This window comes from Mannheimia granulomatis (assembly GCF_011455695.1).
Taxonomy (GTDB): domain Bacteria; phylum Pseudomonadota; class Gammaproteobacteria; order Enterobacterales; family Pasteurellaceae; genus Mannheimia; species Mannheimia granulomatis_A.
The window spans coordinates 192,306-209,236 of record NZ_CP015030.1; the positions used below are offsets into that span (position 1 = coordinate 192,306).

A 16,931-nucleotide genomic window follows, 5' to 3' on the forward strand; every position below is an offset into this window, starting at 1 on the left:
AAACAAAGGCATACAATATGAGGTTGTATGCCTTTTCTATTGATTTTGAGATTACTTGGTCTGTTCTCTGGCAACCGCTCGGTAGCCAATATCTCGTCGGTAAAATTTGCCTTTCCATTGGATTTGTTCGGCAAGTTTTAAGGCTTGTTGTTGTGCTTCAAACACGCTGTTGCCGAGTGCGGTAGCACAAAGTACTCGCCCCCCGTTGGTGAGTAATTTATCGTCTTTTTGCTCAACGCCAGCTAAGAAGACTTTTTGATTTTGCGTTGCAGACGGAATACCACTTATTTCATCACCTTTTCGGTAATCAGCAGGGTAGCCTTCAGCGGCAAGTACAATCCCTAAGGCGGCTTTTTCACTCCATTTTGATTGAATACTATCTAATTTGCCTTCGCAAGCTTTTAGGCAGAGTTCGACTAAATCTGATTCCAAACGCATCATAATTGGTTGAGTTTCCGGATCGCCAAAGCGGCAGTTAAATTCAATCACTTTCGGCTGACCGTTTGGCATAATCATTAAGCCTGCATACAGGAAACCTGTGTATAGATTGTTTTCGCTTGCCATTCCTCGTATAGTCGGGTAGATAATTTCTTCCATTACACGCTTGTGGATTTCTTGAGTTACCACAGGAGCAGGGGAATATGCTCCCATTCCACCGGTATTTAAGCCTTTATCACCTTCACCCACGCGTTTATGGTCTTGTGAGGTGGCCATTGGTTCGACATTTTTGCCATCAATCATTACGATAAAGCTGGCTTCTTCACCATCTAAAAATTCTTCAATCACCACACGGCTGCCTGCTTCACCAAAGGCATTACCTGAAAGCATATCATACACTGCATTTTCTGCTTCTTGTAAAGTCATTGCTACAATGACTCCTTTACCCGCAGCTAAACCATCGGCTTTAATCACAATAGGAACGCCTTTTTCTTTTAAGTAGGCAAGGGCTGGCTCGATTTCAGTGAACTTTTGGTATTCTGCGGTTGGGATATTATGGCGAGCTAAAAAGTCTTTGGTAAAGGCTTTCGAGCCTTCTAATTGTGAGGCTGCTTGTGTTGGACCAAAAATTTTTAATCCATTGGCTCGAAAAACATCTACTACACCCAACACTAAGGGTGTTTCCGGACCAACGATAGTCAAACCAACATTATTTTCTTTAGCAAATGCAACTAAGGCATTTAAATCTGTGCATGAAATAGCCACATTTTCAATGTCGTTTTCTGCTGCTGTGCCAGCATTGCCTGGTGCAACGAAGACTTTGTCTGCCAATGGAGATTGACGTATTTTCCAAGCAAGAGCGTGTTCACGCCCACCGTTGCCAATAATTAAAATATTCATTTGGATTCCTTGATGAAAAGAGTAAAGCAAACGTTTGCGTATTGTACTTGATTATTTAATACAAATAAACCTTAAAACAAGCGGTCGTTTTTAAGTGATTTTTTGCAAATTTGCTAATTGTTGCTTGCAAAATATGCTTTTTTCAGTATAATTCCGCCGTTCAGTCACATCCGTTTTTTAATCCTTGCTTCCACAAGTTGGTGACTGGCTAAAGTTGGAGGCTGCTAACCCGTAAGGATAGTCAATGCGTCACTACGAAATCGTTTTTATGGTTCACCCGGACCAAAGCGAACAAGTACCGGCAATGATTGAGCGTTACACAGCATCTGTTAAAGAAGCTGGCGGTCAAGTTCATCGCTTAGAAGATTGGGGTCGTCGTCAATTAGCATACCCAATCAACAAACTTCACAAAGCACACTATGTGTTAATGAATGTAGAAGCACCTCAAAGTGTAATCGACGAGTTAGAAACTAACTTCCGTTATAACGATGCAGTTCTTCGTAACTTAATCGTTCACACTAAAGCGGCAGTAACTGAAGCTTCACCAATGGCGAAAGCGAAAGAAAGCAAAGTTGCTGAAGCGGTAGCTGAAGTTGAATCAGAGGAAGCTGGCGAGTAATTCGCCGATTGATAACTGTTTAATCTTAAGTGGCAGAGTTGTCAGTTTAGTTAAACAGAGCCTAAGCCCACTGGGGATTCCAAATTATAGTTTTTGGTTAGAACATCGTTCAAGTCAAATCGAAGTTAATTTAGAACGCCAAGCGTGGTGCAAAATCCAAGTGGTTTTGAGTGGCAATCAATTTAGTTATTTAACCCAACAAATTAAGCTCGGTGAGAGAGTGAGAATTAAAGGTTTTATCCATACTCACAAAGACTACAACGGTTTAAACCAATTAGTTTTACACACCGAACAAATTGAATTTATAGATCAGGAGAAGCCAAATGGCACGTTATTTCCGTCGTCGTAAGTTCTGCCGTTTTACAGCGGAAAATGTTGTTGAAATCGATTACAAAGATATCGCTACATTAAAGAACTACATTTCTGAAAGCGGCAAGATTGTTCCTAGCCGTATTACTGGTACTCGTGCGAAGTATCAACGTCAATTAGCTCGTGCGATCAAACGCGCTCGCTACCTTGCGTTACTTCCATATACTGATAACCACCAATAATCAGGAGAGAGTACAATGCAAGTTATTTTATTAGACAAAGTTGCTCACTTAGGTTCTGTGGGTGACCAAGTAACAGTTAAATCTGGTTTTGCTCGTAACTTCTTAATCCCACAAGGTAAAGCAGTTATGGCAACTAGCCAAAACATTGCTCACTTCGAAGCTCGTCGTGCAGAATTAGAAGCGAAAGCGGCAGCAGCATTATCAGCAGCACAAGAGCGTGCAGCAAAAATTGCAGCTATCGCAGCAGTATCTGTATCTGCAACAGCAGGTGATGATGGTCGTTTATTCGGTTCAATCTCTGCAAAAGACATTGCTGAAGCATTAACAGCAGCAGGCGTTGAAGTTGCTAAATCTGAAGTTCGTTTAGGTGAAGGTCCACTTCGTACAACTGGCGAACATGATGTTAAAGTTCACTTACATCCGGAAGTGAATGCAACTGTAACAGTTAACGTAGTTGCTGAATAATCAGTTAAAGCAAAAAGAAAACCCAGCGAAAGCTGGGTTTTTTGTAGCTTTTTAAACTTAATTAAGGTTTTCTGCTTCTTCAGTAAATGCTTTTGCCCATAAGCAGTTTCCTTTTGATTTTTTTTCAATTAATTTCAATAATGCTAAATGTGATGTTTCTTCTTCATCTGTCGCTTTTAAAATAATGGCATCATCAGCATTTAACACAATGCTTGGAAGTTCCTCTTCTGTATCCACACTTATTGGACTAGTTTCCACTTCTTCCTCACCTAATAAGGAAATCTGACCACCTGTCATCATTAAGAATACATCGGCTAGAATTTCCGCATCCAGTAAAGCACCATGAAGGATACGTTTACTGTTATCAATGCCTAAACGGTCACATAATGCGTCTAAATTGTTACGTTTTCCCGGATACATTTTGCGGGCCATTTGTAGGCTATCAGTAACGGTACACATTTCAGCCGTTTTAGCCGGAGGATTTGGTAGGTAAGAAAATTCTTGATCCATAAACGCCACATCGAAGGGGGCATTGTGGATAATTAATTCTGCGCCTTTGATGAATGCTAAAAACTCATCGGCAATTTCTGCAAAAACGGGCTTATCTCGCAAAAATTCATTTGTAATACCATGAACTGCAATGGCTTCTGCATCAACTTCACGAGGCGGTTTGATATAGACATGATAAGTTCTGCCTGTTAGGCGGCGGTTAATGACTTCAACTGCACCGATTTCAATAATATTATGCCCTATTTGTGGCGGTCCTCCTGCCATATTCATCCCTGTAGTTTCAGTATCAAGAACAACTTGGCGTATAATCGGGTCACTCATTTTTTATTCCTTACATAATAGTATTCAGTAAATTTTACCAAAATTAAATTGTTTAAATGCTGTTTTTATGCAGATTATCTCTAGGTGGTACGAACAGTTAAATGTCATAATAAAAATATGGATAATTTGTATAATTTAATATAAAATCTGTCCGCAATTTTTAGTTGCTAAATAATTTTATTAAGGAGTTTTAACTGATGAAAAAAATAACAAAAATTTTTGCTTTTACTGCACTAATTGCTACATTATCTGCTTGTACGGGGGTTCGTGGACACGATGGTTCAGGTAATGTATGTAAAAATTCAACTTGGATGGGTATTTCTATCATTGAACTTGTTTCACCTTGCAAAAAATAAAACTGTCGATTTGGGGCTGATACCGTCATTAACGGTCTCAGCCTTTTAGTTTCTAAAATAAAGTAAATTCTCGCACTTGAAATCCAACTTCAACCTGTTCACCTAATTTCAAATCTTGAGTTTGGTAAGCAGTCAGTTCCACACCGTTAATAGCGATTTGGTAGCGGTAGTAGAGTCCTAAAAATAACTTACCAACCACCTTACCCAATCCTAGTTCATTTGGTTTTAAAATCAACTGTTCAGGGCGTAGCATCCATTGGCACGCGCCTTTTTTTACCTCCATCTCTGGAAAAAGACGAAATTCTCCAATCGGACTACGTAGTAACTTTTCTTCGCTCACGGTGCAACTTAGATAGTTGGTTCCACCTAAAAAATCTGCAACAAAGGGATTAACCGGTGAATGATACAGTTCATTTGGTCTACCGAACTGGATAATTTTGCCTTTATCCATTACGGCAATTTTATCTGCGAAGGCAAAGGCTTCTTCTTTGCTGTGAGTAACGAAAATCGCAGGAACATTTTGGCTTTTCAAGATTTGTTTAATCTCTTGGATCATAGCATATCGGGTTTGGCTATCAATGTTCGAAAAAGGTTCGTCTAATAGCAGTAATTGCGGACGGCATGCCAAAGCTCGTGCAATAGCAACACGCTGTTGTTGGCCACCAGAAAGTTCATGCGGGAAACGGCTTTCCAAACCTTGCAATTTCACCACGGAAAGCATTTGCTCCGTAATACTTTCTTGCTGGGTTTTTGCTAGTTTTGACAGCCCAAATTGGATATTTTCTGCTACAGTTAAATGGGGGAAAAGGGCATAATCTTGGAAAATTAGTCCGATTTGGCGATTCTCTACCGCTTTGCTTTTCAGACATTCTTCTGCCAAATGAATATCTCCTTGTTCAATCGGTAATAGACCTGCGATCGCTTTTAAAAGCGTGGTTTTTCCACAACCGCTTGCACCGAGTAAGCAGATAATTTCATTTTCATTCACCGCTAAATTAAGCGATTGTAATACCGAAGTTTGCCCGAAATCGAGGCAGAGGTTTTTGATAGTTAAAACAGACATAAAATTCCTTGTGTAGGTGGGTTGAAACCCGCCCCTACGTTGTTTTGTATTTTCGTTTTTAATTTTTCTTATGTTTTGATGGCAGGTTAAAACCCGCCCGAATAGATTTTACGTATATTATCGTTCTTTTTCCGATTGCGAAATCAGCGATCTTGTCAGCCAGATGACAGGCAACAGTCCGACCAATACTAACACAATCGCAGGTAGAGCTGCTTGCTCTAATTGTTCATCAGAGGTAAAGGTAAATACATGGGTGGCAAGGGTGTCAAAATTAAACGGGCGTAACAAGAGTGAAGCATTTAGCTCTTTCATACTTTCGATAAATACCATTAAACCACCGGTTAAAATGCCTTTATAAATCAGTGGGATATGAATATGTTTAAACATTTTTAACCCACTTTTACCAAGCGTTTGGCTTGCCATATCAAGTGATGGTGAAATTTTTCCGAATGAGGTTTCCAGACTTCCGATTGCCATTGCCAAAAAACGTACTGTATAGGCAATCACCAGAGCAAATAAGGAGCCTGAGAAAATCAAGCCGACCGGTGAAAGTTCAAGACTCTTTAAAATAGCATGTAAATTATGATCGGCAAACGTCAGTGGAGAAAGCAAGCCAATTGCTAAGACTGTACCGGGAATAGCGTAACCTAATGATGAAAACTGTAGCAACAAGCGGGCAGATTTTACCGAAAATTTACCAACAGCAAGACGGTTAGCAAAATGGAGTATTAAGGCGAACAGTACAGTAATAACAGAAGCAATAACTGACACTTTTAAGCTATTTATTGCAAATTGGACGAAATCTAAATTCCAAGACTGTTCAAAATAATGATAGGCCCAGTAGAGCAGTCTTGCAAGCGGAATAAAAAAGGCAAGGGCAAGCAAGCCCCAGCACCAGGTAAGTGCTAAAACTAATTTCCAACCTTTAAGTTGTTTAAAGGCTGATTTTTTTTCGTATCCCCTTTGATAGCTTTGCTGTTTGCGGCGGCTGTATTGTTCGAGGCTTAAAAACAGGAAAATCATCAGCAACATAAAAATAGCAATTTGGCTGGCGGTACCAAGGTCGTGATAACCCAGCCAAGAGTCATAAATGGCGGTTGTTAAAGTTGGTACGGCAAAATAGGCGACAGTTCCAAAATCTCCTAAGGTTTCCATTGCAACTAAAGCTGCTCCAATGGCAATTGCCGGGCGAATCAATGGCAAGGTAATCCTGCGGAAAATTTCTGCCGGTGATGCCCCAAGCATTTTGGCACTGTGGGTTAGATTTTCCGATTGTTCTAATAATGCGACTCGAACCAGTAGGAAGATATAAGGGTAAAGCACTAAGGCAAGTACAAAGCAGGCACCGTAAAGGGTGCGGATTTGTGGAAACCAATAATCTTGTGGACGTTGCCAGCCGAAAATATTTCTTAGCATTTCTTGCAATGCACCTGAGTAGTCGAGCAGATCGGTATAAAGATAGGCAATTAAATAGGCGGGCATTGCAAGTGGCAGACAGAGTAGCCACTGTAAGGTTTTTTGTCCCCAAAATTGATAATTTGCCATGATCCAAGCCGTTGGAAGAGCAAAAAAAAGAGCGAGGAATACGGTTCCTAATACTAATAAGCTGGTATTTTTGATGTAAATCGGCAACATGGTATTCCATAGATGTGCCAAATTCTCCGAATCACCACTGAGGGCGTGATAGCCGATAGCCAGTAGTGGTAGGAGGATAATTAACGTAATTAGTAGGGAAAGGGTTTTCCAGCCGAGGTTTTTTTTCATTTTCTAGTTATTACTCCGTTTTCATTACTGCCAAATCTCCCCTAGCCCCTCTTTGCTAAAGAGGGGGACTTGATCTCCAAAGATTTCAAATTCATCTTTTTTCCTTATATTTTTAAAGAGTCAGACGAATTTTACATTTTCTCTGAATGATCCCCCCTCTTTAGCAAAGAGGGGAGGGGAGATTTGGCAGAATAAATAAACGAAGCTCGAGTTATATTTTTTCAAAAACACAAAAAGGACGCAAAGCGTCCTTTTGCAAGCGGTATAATTTTAGCAAAATTTTGCAATTTTTTGCTTAAAATTCACCGCTTGTCGGCATTATTTTTTCTCAGCGAAATCATCAAATTTAACTTCATCCACTAATTTTAACGCTGCTTCATAGTGTTTTGCGATGTCTTCTAATTTGATGGTGTCAGATGAGAATTCACCCCAGCCTTTCACTAGAGCAGATGGTTGAACATCAGCTTTTACCGGATATTCGTGGTTGAGTTCTGCATATAAACCTTGTGCTTTATCGCCACTGAGGTATTCAATCAATTTAACTGCGTTTGCTTTATTCGGTGCGTGTTTTGCAACTGCAACGGCACTGATATTTTTATGTGTACCGTATTTACCACTTGGGAAGTTAATGATTGCAGATTCTGCCCAGGCTTTTTGTTTTTCGTCATCTAACATTTTGCCATAGTAGTAGCTATTGCCTAAAGCGTAGTCACAAATACCTTCTTTAATTGCTTTTACTTGGTCACGGTCGCCACCTTGTGGTTTCTGTGCTAAGTTTGCTTTTAAGCCTTCTAGGAATGCTTTGGTTTTTTCTACACCGTAGTGTTCTATCATTGAAGCAAAGAGCGATACGTTGTAAGAGTTTTTACCTGAGCGGACACAAACCTTGCCTTTATATTCCGGTTTAGCTAAGTCTAAGTAGTCAAAACCTGCCGGTAATTTGCCTACTCGATCTTTCGATGTATAGATTACACGTGCACGAGTGGTTAAACCGAACCAGTCACCTTGAGAGTCACGGAATTGTGCAGGAATGTTCTTCTCTAATACTTTTGATTCAATTTTTTGTGATAAACCGGCATTTACAATCTCCATAACACGCGAGATATCTACGGTTAAAAGTATGTCTGCCGGGCTAAGTTCGCCCTCTTTTTTCACACGATCAACTAAGCCACGATCTGCGAAGATAACATTTACTTTAATGCCGGTATCTTTTTCAAAGTTTTTCAGCATTGGCTCAATTAAATACGGCTGGCGGTAAGAATAAACGTTTACTTCATTAGCAGCAAAAGTAGTAGTTGATGCAAAAGCAGAAACTGCAAGTGCGAGAGTAGAAAGGGCTTTTTTCATTTTCATCTCCTAGAATAAAATATGAGCGGTATCTTGGCTAGTGTAGTCTTAATTTAAATCAAAATCAATACGAATTATTCTTATTTATTAAAAACAAATAGCGGATAAGCTTGTCCTTATCCGCTATTTTCTTATAAGCTAATAATCTGATTATTTCGCGATACGCTTATATTGCATACGATGTGGCTGAGTCGCAGCTTCTCCAAAAGTTTTCTTCTTCCATTCTTCATAGTCAGAGAAGTTACCTTCGTAGAAAGTCACTTTGCCTTCATCGCCGTAGTCTAAAATATGGGTAGCAATACGGTCTAAGAACCAGCGGTCGTGTGAAATCACCATTGCACAGCCCGGGAATTCTAAGATCGCATTTTCTAGCGCACGCAGGGTTTCGACGTCAAGGTCGTTGGTTGGTTCGTCCAGTAACAGTACGTTACCGCCACGTTGGAGAAGCTTCGCTAAGTGTAAACGACCACGCTCACCGCCTGATAACTCGCCGACACGTTTTTGTTGATCCACGCCTTTGAAGTTGAAACGTCCAACATAAGCACGGCTTGGAATCTCAAAGTTGCCGATTGTCAGAATATCTTGCCCGTTAGACACTTCTTCCCACACCGTTTTTTTATCATCCATTGAATCACGGAACTGATCCACAGAGGCAAGGGTAACAGTCTCACCCATTACAATAGAACCTGAATCCGGTTGTTCTTGCCCTGAAAGCATACGGAATAGGGTTGATTTACCCGCACCGTTCGCCCCGATAATGCCGACAATCGCCCCTTTCGGAATCGAGAAAGATAAATTATCAATTAAAGTGCGGTCTCCGTAAGATTTACTTAAACCTTCCACTTCAATTACTTTATCGCCTAGTCTTGGACCTGGTGGAATAAACAATTCGTTGGTTTCGTTACGTTTTTGGTATTCGCCGCTGTTAAGCTCTTCAAAACGTGCCATACGCGCTTTACTTTTCGCTTGGCGACCTTTAGGATTTTGGCGTACCCATTCCAATTCTTTCTCAATCGATTTTTGACGAGCAGATTCTGCCGCTTGCTCTTGTGCCAAACGTTTCTCTTTCTGTTCTAACCAAGAAGAGTAGTTACCTTCCCAAGGAATACCCTCACCACGGTCAAGCTCTAAAATCCAACCTGCCACGTTGTCTAAGAAGTAACGGTCGTGGGTAATCGCTACTACTGTGCCTTCGTAGTCGTGTAAGAAGCGTTCTAACCATGCCACAGATTCTGCATCCAAGTGGTTGGTCGGTTCGTCTAACAACAACATATCTGGTTTTTCGAGCAACAGACGGCAAAGTGCCACACGACGACGTTCACCCCCTGATAAATGCTCGATCTTAGCATCCCAATCCGGCAGACGTAACGCATCGGCGGCACGCTCTAATTGGTTTTGCAGATTATGACCGTCGTGGGCTTGAATAATCGCTTCCAGTTCCGCCTGTTTAGCCGCTAACTTATCAAAATCCGCATTTTCATCAGCGTACATCGCATAGACTTCATCAAGTTGCGTTAAGGCATTTTTGACTTCCGCTACCGCTTCTTCCACCGCTTCACGCACGGTTTGTTGCGGGTCAAGTTTAGGCTCTTGTGGCAAGTAGCCGATTTTAATGCCCGGCTGTGGACGAGCTTCGCCTTCAAACTCCTTATCCACACCTGCCATAATACGTAATAGGGTTGATTTACCGGCTCCGTTTAAACCGAGTACACCAATTTTTGCACCCGGGAAAAAACTTAAAGAAATATCTTTAAGGATATGACGCTTTGGCGGTACAACTTTACCGACACGGTGCATCGTATAAACAAATTGAGTTGACATCGTTAGTTTTCCTCACAAAAAAATTCTCCCTATTTTACTTGAATTTACTGCCAAAATATAGGGCACTTTTTGATTGCGTTGACTATCTCCGATTTCTTATTGTGAATGAATGCAAAACAAGGGATAATACCATGTTTATTTTTATGAGATGATTTAGCAAGCGGTCAGATTTTTTTATTATTTTGCAAAATCAGTTACGTTTTTGATCGCTTGTATTCTGTAATTCTGTGGATGTTATGGTCGATTATATTTTGTTAGTCATCAGCACTGCCTTAATTAATAACTTTGTCCTAGTAAAATTTTTAGGACTTTGTCCGTTTATGGGCGTGTCGAAAAAAGTTGAAACTGCAATCGGAATGGGGCTTGCCACCACTTTCGTGTTAACAGTTGCCTCACTTTCTGCCTATTTGGTGGAAACTTACCTGCTTGTGCCGTTAAATGCTCAGTTTTTAAGAACCTTGGTGTTTATTTTAGTGATTGCGGTAATTGTTCAGCTAACGGAAATGATCGTACATAAAACCAGCCCGATGCTTTATCGGCTATTAGGCATTTATTTACCGCTTATTACCACCAACTGTGCCGTACTTGGGGTGGCATTACTGAATGTGAATTTAGCCAATAACTTAGTGGAGTCTGTGCTTTACGGCTTTGGTGCGGCTGCTGGTTTTTCCTTAGTATTAGTCTTGTTTGCGGCCTTGCGTGAGCGTTTGGCGGCTGCCGATGTGCCGCGTCCATTCCAAGGGGCTTCTATTGCCCTGATTACTGCAGGTTTAATGTCGCTTGCCTTTATGGGCTTTACAGGGTTGGTGAAACTATAATGTTAGATCTTCCAATTATTGCCTATATCCTTGTTGCTATTGCGATTATTGCTCTGATTTTCGGGGCGGTATTAGGCTATTCCTCAATCAAACTTAAAGTAGAAGCCGATCCTATTGTTGAAAAAATTGATGCTTTGTTACCGCAAAGCCAATGTGGACAATGTGGTTACCCCGGCTGTAAACCTTATGCTGAAGCGATTGCCAATGGTGATGTAATCACTAAATGTGTACCGGGCGGGCAGCCTTTGGTAGTGAATCTTGCCGAGCTTTTAGGTGTTGAAGTGCCTGCAATAGATGGAATGGTAGAGCCTGAAGTGAAAGTGGCATTTGTAATTGAAGATATGTGCATTGGCTGCACTAAATGTATTCAAGCCTGTCCGGTGGATGCGATTATCGGTACCAATAAAGCAATGCACACTGTGATTGCTGATCTTTGCACAGGTTGCGAGCTATGCGTTGCGCCTTGCCCGACTAACTGTATTGAAATGATTCCGATAAAACAAACAACAAAATCTTGGAATTGGCAATTTGACCAAAATTTAATTATCCCGATTGTGAATACGACCGAACTACAAAAAAAATTAGTGACCGGCGGAGGGCAAAATGAGCCATCCTAATTTAGTGATTGAGCGAATCCGCCAAAATAAAGAAACCGGAAAATTATGGGATTTCCCGGGTGGTATTCACCCTATGGAAAATAAAGCCCAATCGAATGGCAAGCCTATTCGTCGCTTAAATTTACCTCGCTTTTTCTATGTGCCGCTGGTGCAGCATTCCGGCTGGGCGGGTGAGCTATTGGTTAAAGTTGGGGATAAAGTCTTAAAAGGCCAGCAACTTACTAAAGGTGATGATTATCGTCAATTACCGGTGCATAGCCCGACCTCCGGTAGGGTTATCGGTATTGAGCCTTACCCCTCTGCACATCCCTCCGGATTGCCGGAAATGACGGTTATTATTGAAACCGACGGTAAAGATGAGTGGGATGAACGTCAGCCGATTGAGGATTTTCTAACTTTAACAAGCGATCAAATTATTCAAAAAATTTACCAATACGGTATTGCGGGGTTGGGCGGTGCGGTATTTCCAACGGCATCAAAACTAAATTTTGCCGATAAATGTTGTAAGTTACTGGTAATCAACGGGGCAGAATGTGAGCCATATATCACCTGTGATGATCGCTTAATGCAAGACTACACTCACGATATAATCGAGGGTATCCGCATTTTACGTTATGTGCTACGCCCTGAGGAAGTCGTCATTGCGGTGGAAGACAATAAGCCTGAAGCCATTAAGGCATTAGAAAAAGCATTAAAGGGCTCAAACGATATGTTTGTGCGAACGATTCCGACAAAATATCCATCGGGTGCTTCGGATCAACTGGTGCAAGTGCTGACAGGGTTGGAAATCCCTTCCGGCAAGCGAACCATTGAAATGGGCATTGTAATGCACAATATCGGTACGGCATTTGCAGTAAAACGGGCGATTATTGATGATGAGCCGTTAATTGAACGGGTAGTAACGCTTACCGGCGATAAAATCCGTAATAAAGGCAATGTGTGGGCAAGATTAGGGACGCCGATTCAGCATTTATTGGAACAGGTTGATTACCAAGCAGACAAACGCTTTCCGGTCTTTTTCGGTGGTCCGATGATGGGCTTTATTTTGCCCTCGTTACAAGCTCCGATCACCAAAACAGCTAACTGTTTAATCGCGCCGGATCATTTTGAATACGCACCACCGGAGCCGGAACGAGCTTGTATCCGTTGTTCGAGCTGCTCAGATGCCTGCCCGGTTGGATTATTACCGCAGCAACTTTATTGGTTTGCCCGTTCGGAAGATCACGATAAATCCAAAGAATACCGCCTAGATGCCTGTATTGAATGCGGTGTTTGTGCTTATGTTTGCCCAAGTTACATTCCGCTGATTCAATATTTTCGCCAAGAAAAAGCGAAAATTCATGAAGTGGAAGAAAAAGCCCGTAAAGCAGAGGAAGCCAAACAGCGTTTTGAAGCCCGAGAGGCTCGTTTACAAAAAGAAAAAGAGGCTCGTACTGCACGTATTACCCAAGCCGCTGAGAAACGCCGAGAAGAAGTGGCAAATGCCGGCGGAATTGATCCGGTTAAAGCCGCTCTTGAACGTTTGAAAGCGAAAAAATCGGACCACACAGAACAACCGGTTGTTCAAGCTAAAGCGAACGGTGAGCCGGACAACAGTGATTTAATGGCACAGCGTAAAGCCCGCCGAGCTGCAAAATTAGCAGAACAGGAACAAGCAGTTAAGAACAATGTAGAAACGGAGAATCATTCACCAGAAACCGCGCTTAATGACCCTCGCAAAGCAGCGGTTGCTGCCGCACTTGCTAGAGCCAAAGCGAAAAAGGCGACTCAACAAGCGGTCGGAAACGGTGAAAATATTGCAAATCCGGATAGTGAAATTGAAACCCGCAGGGCGGTGATTACTCCACCGGATGAGACAGACCCTCGCAAAGCAGCGGTTGCTGCCGCACTTGCTCGTGCTAAAGCGAAAAAAATGGCTCAACAAGCGGTCGGAAACAGTGAATATTCTGCAAAATTGGATGAAACCATAGGGACGAATAATCATGTTCCCGAAACTGTGGCAGAAGACCCGCGTAAAGCTGCCGTTGCTGCTGCATTAGCTCGGGCCAAAGCCAAGAAAGCGGCTCAACAAGCGGTTGAAAATAGTGAGAATTTTGCAAAATCGGATAATGAAAATGAAATCGTTGGGGCGAATGGTAATGCTCCTGAAACAGCAGTCGAAGATCCACGCAAAGCTGCTGTTGCGGCAGCCATAGCTCGAGCCAAAGCGAAAAAAGCGGCTCAACAGGAGAAGAATAATGTTTAGTAGTCTAATCCCCGAATTTCCTTGGTCGTTTTTATTCGTGCAGGATTTAATTGGTACTATTGTGTTTGCCATTTCAGGGGCTATCGCGGCCCGCCAGCATAAAATGGATATTTTCGGCATGTTTGTGCTGGCATTTGTAACCGGTGTTGGTGGTGGCACATTGCGAGATATGATGATTGGCTCGACTCCCGTGTTTTGGATGAAACAGCCGATTTATGTGTTGATGATTACTTTGGCAGTAGTTATCACTGCCATTTTCCGTAATCAAATTTCCCGCAAAAGTTGGCAAACAGGGTTGTTAGTATTTGATGCAATTGGACTGGGCGTTTTTACTGTTATTGGCGTGCAAAAAGGGTTGGATTTCGGCTTGCATCCTCTGATTTGTATCGCGCTTGGTGCGGTAACAGGCTGCTTTGGTGGCGTAATTCGCGATATTTTACGCAATGAGGTGCTGATTGTTCTACAAAAAGAAGTGTATGTGACGGCAAGTTTGATTGGTGGTGTGATTTTTGTAATGGCCAACTCATTGGGGCTGGAAAGCGATTGGGTTTATTTAACAACGGTTGCTACTGTAATTACTATTCGCTTACTGGCAATCCGCTTTAATTTGAATTTGCCGAAGGTATAACAAGCGGTCAAATTTTACCGATTTTTTGTAAAAAAGAATGAAAAAAGACCGCTTGTGTGGTTAGAAAAAGGAAAGATATGTTTAAAATGGTCAGTTCCCCCCATACGCATTCAAGCAATCTGACAGCAAATTTTATGTTGTGGGTAATTGCGATGATGCTACCTGCTTTAGGGGTTCAGCTTTATTATTTTGGGTTTGGAGTTCTCATTCAAACGCTATTAGCGATTAGTCTTGCAATAGTGATTGAAATCATTATTGCAAAATTACGCAAAAAAAAGACCGCTTTCTATTTATCGGATTTATCCGGCATTTTAACAGCGATGATTTTAGCGATGTCAATTCCACCTTATGCTCCTTACTGGGTAGTTTTGATTGGGGTAATAGTCGCATTATTATTAGCAAAACATAGCTATGGTGGTTTAGGGCAGAATTTGTTTAATCCTGCAATGGTAGGATACGCTTTATTATTGGTTTCTTTTCCTGTTCAAATGACATCTTGGATGGTGCCAACTCATTTGCTCAGTGAACCACCAATGTTTGCAGACGCAATATCGCTTATTTTTAAGGGAGTAAGCACTGATGGCTTTAGTGCATATCAGCTAGTAAATAGTGTAGATGGTATTGCTCAAGCGACACCTTTAGATAGTATGAAAAGCAATGGCCATAAATTGGGTTTTGAGGCTGTGATGGCAAGCCCGATTTTTAGTGGATTATTTGCAACAGGTTGGTTTCAACTGAATATTGCCTTTTTATTTGGTGGGTTAGTTCTGATTTATAAGCGAATTATTCATTGGCAAATTCCTGTTTCAATGCTGACGGTATTTTTATTGTTGAGTTTGGTAACAGAACTTTTTTCTAATAATCTACACTTACATCCAATTACTCATCTGTTTAGCGGAGCGATGATGTTTGGTGCATTTTTTATTGCAACAGATCCTGTTACCGCCTCGATTACACCTAAAGGAAAGTTAATTTTCGGCAGTTTGGTTGGTTTGTTGATGTATGTAATTCGTTATTATGGCAATTACCCGGATGCGATAGCGTTTTCAGTCTTGTTGGCAAATATCTGTGTGCCTTTAATCGACCATTATACGCAGCCAAGACTATACGGTACAAAATTGGATAAAAGATAATGAATACTTCAAAAGTTACTTTGAAATATGCCTTAATTTTAGGTGTGATTGCGTTGCTTTGTACGGCGGTTTCTACCGGTGTGTATTTGCTTACAAAAGGCAAAATTGATGATGTTACCGCAATGCAGCAACGCAAGTTATTAGAAGAAGTCGTGCCGAGAACACATTTTGATAATGATGTATTAGCCACTTGTAAAGTGGTTAAGCTAGAGCATGCGCCTTATTTAAATCGTATTTATTTTGCAAAAAAATCGGAAAATCTAACCGCTTACCTTATTCAAGGCACTGCTCCTGATGGTTATTCGGGCAATATTGTGCTGCTAATGGGGATTCAGCCAAATGGCAATGTATTAGGTGTTCGTACCCTTGAGCATAAAGAAACACCAGGCTTAGGCGATAAAATTGAGACCCGTATTTCAAATTGGATTTTATCTTTTACTAATAAATTATTTAGTTTGGAAAATGAAGCCGATTGGAATGTTAAAAAAGATGGTGGGCAATTTGATCAATTTACCGGGGCGACTATTACTCCTCGTGCGGTAGTGAATAACGTTCGCCAAAGTGCGAAATGGGTGATTACTGAATTAGCACAAAATCCGGCAATGCTTGCGCAATTTCAATCTTGTAAATAATCGGTAGAAGAAATGGAAACAGATAATCAAATTCCTGTGCTGAATGTAGAAGCTGAGCCTAAACAAGTTTCGGTGTGGAAAAACCTATTTACTGAAGGTGTTTGGAAAAATAACGGGGCGTTAGTCCAATTACTCGGGCTTTGCCCGCTACTTGCAGTTTCAAATAGTGTAACCAATGCGTTAGGATTAGGCCTGGCAACTATGTTTGTGTTGATTTGTACTAATCTGACAATTTCGCTTTTCCGAAAAGTGATCCCCCATGATATTCGCATCCCGATTTATGTTATGGTGATTGCAACGGTAGTAACTGCGGTTCAATTACTAATGAATGCTTTTGCATTTCCTGTGTATCAATCATTGGGGATTTTTATTCCGCTGATTGTTACCAATTGTATTGTGATTGGTAGAGCAGAGGCTTACGCTTCAAAAAATGAGGTTAAACTCTCTGCTTTTGATGGCTTTGCAATGGGATTAGGGATGACATTAAGTTTGGTTGTTCTAGGGGCATTGCGTGAGGTAATCGGCAACGGAACTTTATTTGACGGATTAGATTTATTGCTGGGTGATTGGGCAAAAGCACTCCGTATAGATGTGCTGCATATTGATTCCGGATTATTATTAGCTATTTTACCACCGGGAGCTTTTATTGGGCTTGGGGTGATTTTGGCTGTGAAGAATATTATTGATAGGAAGTAGTACTTTA

18 protein-coding genes are annotated in these 16,931 nt (G+C 41.3%); 12 read left to right on the forward strand and 6 right to left on the reverse strand.

All coding sequences use genetic code 11. The features are described 5' to 3' along the window. Nucleotides 1-51: 51 nt before the first annotated feature. Nucleotides 52-1,338, reverse strand: coding sequence for a phosphoribosylamine--glycine ligase (gene purD, locus A4G16_RS00915; RefSeq protein WP_165888302.1), 1,287 nt, complete (start codon nt 1,336-1,338; stop codon nt 52-54). A 244-nt stretch (nt 1,339-1,582) separates the two neighbouring features. On the opposite strand from purD, the gene rpsF reads away from it, so the two are divergent. From rpsF to rplI, 4 genes are read left to right on the forward strand one after another with little or no spacing between them, the layout of a single operon-like run. Continuing rightward, complete coding sequence (gene rpsF, locus A4G16_RS00920; RefSeq protein ID WP_027075165.1) at nt 1,583-1,957, forward strand: 30S ribosomal protein S6; 375 nt, start codon at nt 1,583-1,585, stop codon at nt 1,955-1,957. Next, the gene (gene priB, locus A4G16_RS00925; protein ID WP_165888303.1) at nt 1,932-2,306 is read left to right on the forward strand and encodes a primosomal replication protein N; all 375 of its coding nucleotides are present in this window, start codon (nt 1,932-1,934) and stop codon (nt 2,304-2,306) included. Before rpsF ends, priB begins: the two co-directional genes overlap by 26 nt. Beyond that, nucleotides 2,281-2,508 (forward strand): 30S ribosomal protein S18, encoded by a 228-nt coding sequence (gene rpsR / locus A4G16_RS00930; protein WP_005598105.1) that lies wholly within the window; start codon nt 2,281-2,283, stop codon nt 2,506-2,508. Before priB ends, rpsR begins: the two co-directional genes overlap by 26 nt. 15 nt (nt 2,509-2,523) lie before the next feature. Then, complete coding sequence (gene rplI, locus A4G16_RS00935) at nt 2,524-2,973, forward strand: 50S ribosomal protein L9 (RefSeq protein WP_042802324.1); 450 nt, start codon at nt 2,524-2,526, stop codon at nt 2,971-2,973. Nucleotides 2,974-3,030: 57 nt separating this feature from the next. Here rplI and dnaQ read toward each other — a convergent pair whose 3' ends face one another. Next, a complete protein-coding gene (gene dnaQ / locus A4G16_RS00940; protein WP_165888304.1) occupies nt 3,031-3,804 on the reverse strand; it encodes a DNA polymerase III subunit epsilon in 774 nt (257 codons plus the stop codon). A gap of 197 nt (nt 3,805-4,001) precedes the next feature. Between dnaQ and A4G16_RS00945 the strand changes: the two genes are divergently transcribed. Further along, nucleotides 4,002-4,160 (forward strand): hypothetical protein, encoded by a 159-nt coding sequence (locus A4G16_RS00945; protein ID WP_156930234.1) that lies wholly within the window; start codon nt 4,002-4,004, stop codon nt 4,158-4,160. A gap of 52 nt (nt 4,161-4,212) precedes the next feature. Here the strand turns inward: A4G16_RS00945 and A4G16_RS00950 are convergent, their stop codons facing one another. The 4 genes from A4G16_RS00950 to ettA form a co-directional block, all read right to left on the reverse strand. After that, on the reverse strand, nt 4,213-5,223 hold the full coding sequence (locus A4G16_RS00950; protein WP_165888305.1) for an ABC transporter ATP-binding protein: 1,011 nt from the start codon (nt 5,221-5,223) through the stop codon (nt 4,213-4,215). A 117-nt stretch (nt 5,224-5,340) separates the two neighbouring features. Continuing rightward, entirely contained in the window at nt 5,341-6,987 is a 1,647-nt protein-coding gene (locus A4G16_RS00955) for an ABC transporter permease (protein ID WP_165888306.1), read from the reverse strand. 318 nt (nt 6,988-7,305) lie between these two features. Then, complete coding sequence (locus A4G16_RS00960; protein WP_165888307.1) at nt 7,306-8,334, reverse strand: Fe(3+) ABC transporter substrate-binding protein; 1,029 nt, start codon at nt 8,332-8,334, stop codon at nt 7,306-7,308. A 150-nt stretch (nt 8,335-8,484) separates the two neighbouring features. Further along, nucleotides 8,485-10,155 carry an energy-dependent translational throttle protein EttA gene (gene ettA, locus A4G16_RS00965; protein ID WP_165888308.1) on the reverse strand — a complete coding sequence of 557 codons (1,671 nt, stop codon included), beginning with the start codon at nt 10,153-10,155 and terminating at the stop codon, nt 8,485-8,487. Nucleotides 10,156-10,391: 236 nt separating this feature from the next. Here ettA and rsxA point away from each other — a divergent pair, with 236 nt between their 5' ends. The 7 genes from rsxA (at nt 10,392) to A4G16_RS01000 (ending at nt 16,924) form a co-directional block, all read left to right on the forward strand. Further along, a complete protein-coding gene (gene rsxA, locus A4G16_RS00970) occupies nt 10,392-10,973 on the forward strand; it encodes an electron transport complex subunit RsxA (protein ID WP_165888309.1) in 582 nt (193 codons plus the stop codon). Beyond that, nucleotides 10,973-11,590, forward strand: coding sequence for an electron transport complex subunit RsxB (gene rsxB, locus A4G16_RS00975; protein WP_165888310.1), 618 nt, complete (start codon nt 10,973-10,975; stop codon nt 11,588-11,590). The genes rsxA and rsxB overlap by 1 nt, the downstream gene beginning before the upstream one ends. After that, on the forward strand, nt 11,577-13,835 hold the full coding sequence (rsxC, locus tag A4G16_RS00980; RefSeq protein WP_165888311.1) for an electron transport complex subunit RsxC: 2,259 nt from the start codon (nt 11,577-11,579) through the stop codon (nt 13,833-13,835). The genes rsxB and rsxC overlap by 14 nt, the downstream gene beginning before the upstream one ends. Next, on the forward strand, nt 13,828-14,463 hold the full coding sequence (locus tag A4G16_RS00985; protein ID WP_165888312.1) for a trimeric intracellular cation channel family protein: 636 nt from the start codon (nt 13,828-13,830) through the stop codon (nt 14,461-14,463). The genes rsxC and A4G16_RS00985 overlap by 8 nt, the downstream gene beginning before the upstream one ends. A gap of 77 nt (nt 14,464-14,540) precedes the next feature. Beyond that, nucleotides 14,541-15,596 (forward strand): electron transport complex subunit RsxD, encoded by a 1,056-nt coding sequence (rsxD, locus tag A4G16_RS00990; RefSeq protein ID WP_165888313.1) that lies wholly within the window; start codon nt 14,541-14,543, stop codon nt 15,594-15,596. Next, nucleotides 15,596-16,228, forward strand: coding sequence for an electron transport complex subunit RsxG (gene rsxG / locus A4G16_RS00995; RefSeq protein ID WP_165888314.1), 633 nt, complete (start codon nt 15,596-15,598; stop codon nt 16,226-16,228). Before rsxD ends, rsxG begins: the two co-directional genes overlap by 1 nt. A 12-nt stretch (nt 16,229-16,240) precedes the next feature. Next, complete coding sequence (locus A4G16_RS01000; RefSeq protein WP_165888315.1) at nt 16,241-16,924, forward strand: electron transport complex subunit E; 684 nt, start codon at nt 16,241-16,243, stop codon at nt 16,922-16,924. The last annotated feature ends 7 nt before the right edge of the window (nt 16,925-16,931 follow it).

Coding starts and splice junctions, on each gene's coding strand:
- rsxD (WP_165888313.1), top strand. CDS start 14,541: ATGTTTAAAATGGTCAGTTCCCCCCATACGCATTCAAGCAATCTGACA.
- rplI (WP_042802324.1), top strand. CDS start 2,524: ATGCAAGTTATTTTATTAGACAAAGTTGCTCACTTAGGTTCTGTGGGT.
- A4G16_RS00945 (WP_156930234.1), top strand. CDS start 4,002: ATGAAAAAAATAACAAAAATTTTTGCTTTTACTGCACTAATTGCTACA.
- rpsF (WP_027075165.1), top strand. CDS start 1,583: ATGCGTCACTACGAAATCGTTTTTATGGTTCACCCGGACCAAAGCGAA.
- rsxA (WP_165888309.1), top strand. CDS start 10,392: ATGGTCGATTATATTTTGTTAGTCATCAGCACTGCCTTAATTAATAAC.
- rsxB (WP_165888310.1), top strand. CDS start 10,973: ATGTTAGATCTTCCAATTATTGCCTATATCCTTGTTGCTATTGCGATT.
- A4G16_RS00950 (WP_165888305.1), bottom strand. CDS start 5,223: ATGTCTGTTTTAACTATCAAAAACCTCTGCCTCGATTTCGGGCAAACT.
- dnaQ (WP_165888304.1), bottom strand. CDS start 3,804: ATGAGTGACCCGATTATACGCCAAGTTGTTCTTGATACTGAAACTACA.
- A4G16_RS01000 (WP_165888315.1), top strand. CDS start 16,241: ATGGAAACAGATAATCAAATTCCTGTGCTGAATGTAGAAGCTGAGCCT.
- rsxC (WP_165888311.1), top strand. CDS start 11,577: ATGAGCCATCCTAATTTAGTGATTGAGCGAATCCGCCAAAATAAAGAA.
- ettA (WP_165888308.1), bottom strand. CDS start 10,155: ATGTCAACTCAATTTGTTTATACGATGCACCGTGTCGGTAAAGTTGTA.
- rsxG (WP_165888314.1), top strand. CDS start 15,596: ATGAATACTTCAAAAGTTACTTTGAAATATGCCTTAATTTTAGGTGTG.
- purD (WP_165888302.1), bottom strand. CDS start 1,338: ATGAATATTTTAATTATTGGCAACGGTGGGCGTGAACACGCTCTTGCT.
- A4G16_RS00985 (WP_165888312.1), top strand. CDS start 13,828: ATGTTTAGTAGTCTAATCCCCGAATTTCCTTGGTCGTTTTTATTCGTG.
- rpsR (WP_005598105.1), top strand. CDS start 2,281: ATGGCACGTTATTTCCGTCGTCGTAAGTTCTGCCGTTTTACAGCGGAA.
- A4G16_RS00955 (WP_165888306.1), bottom strand. CDS start 6,987: ATGAAAAAAAACCTCGGCTGGAAAACCCTTTCCCTACTAATTACGTTA.
- A4G16_RS00960 (WP_165888307.1), bottom strand. CDS start 8,334: ATGAAAAAAGCCCTTTCTACTCTCGCACTTGCAGTTTCTGCTTTTGCA.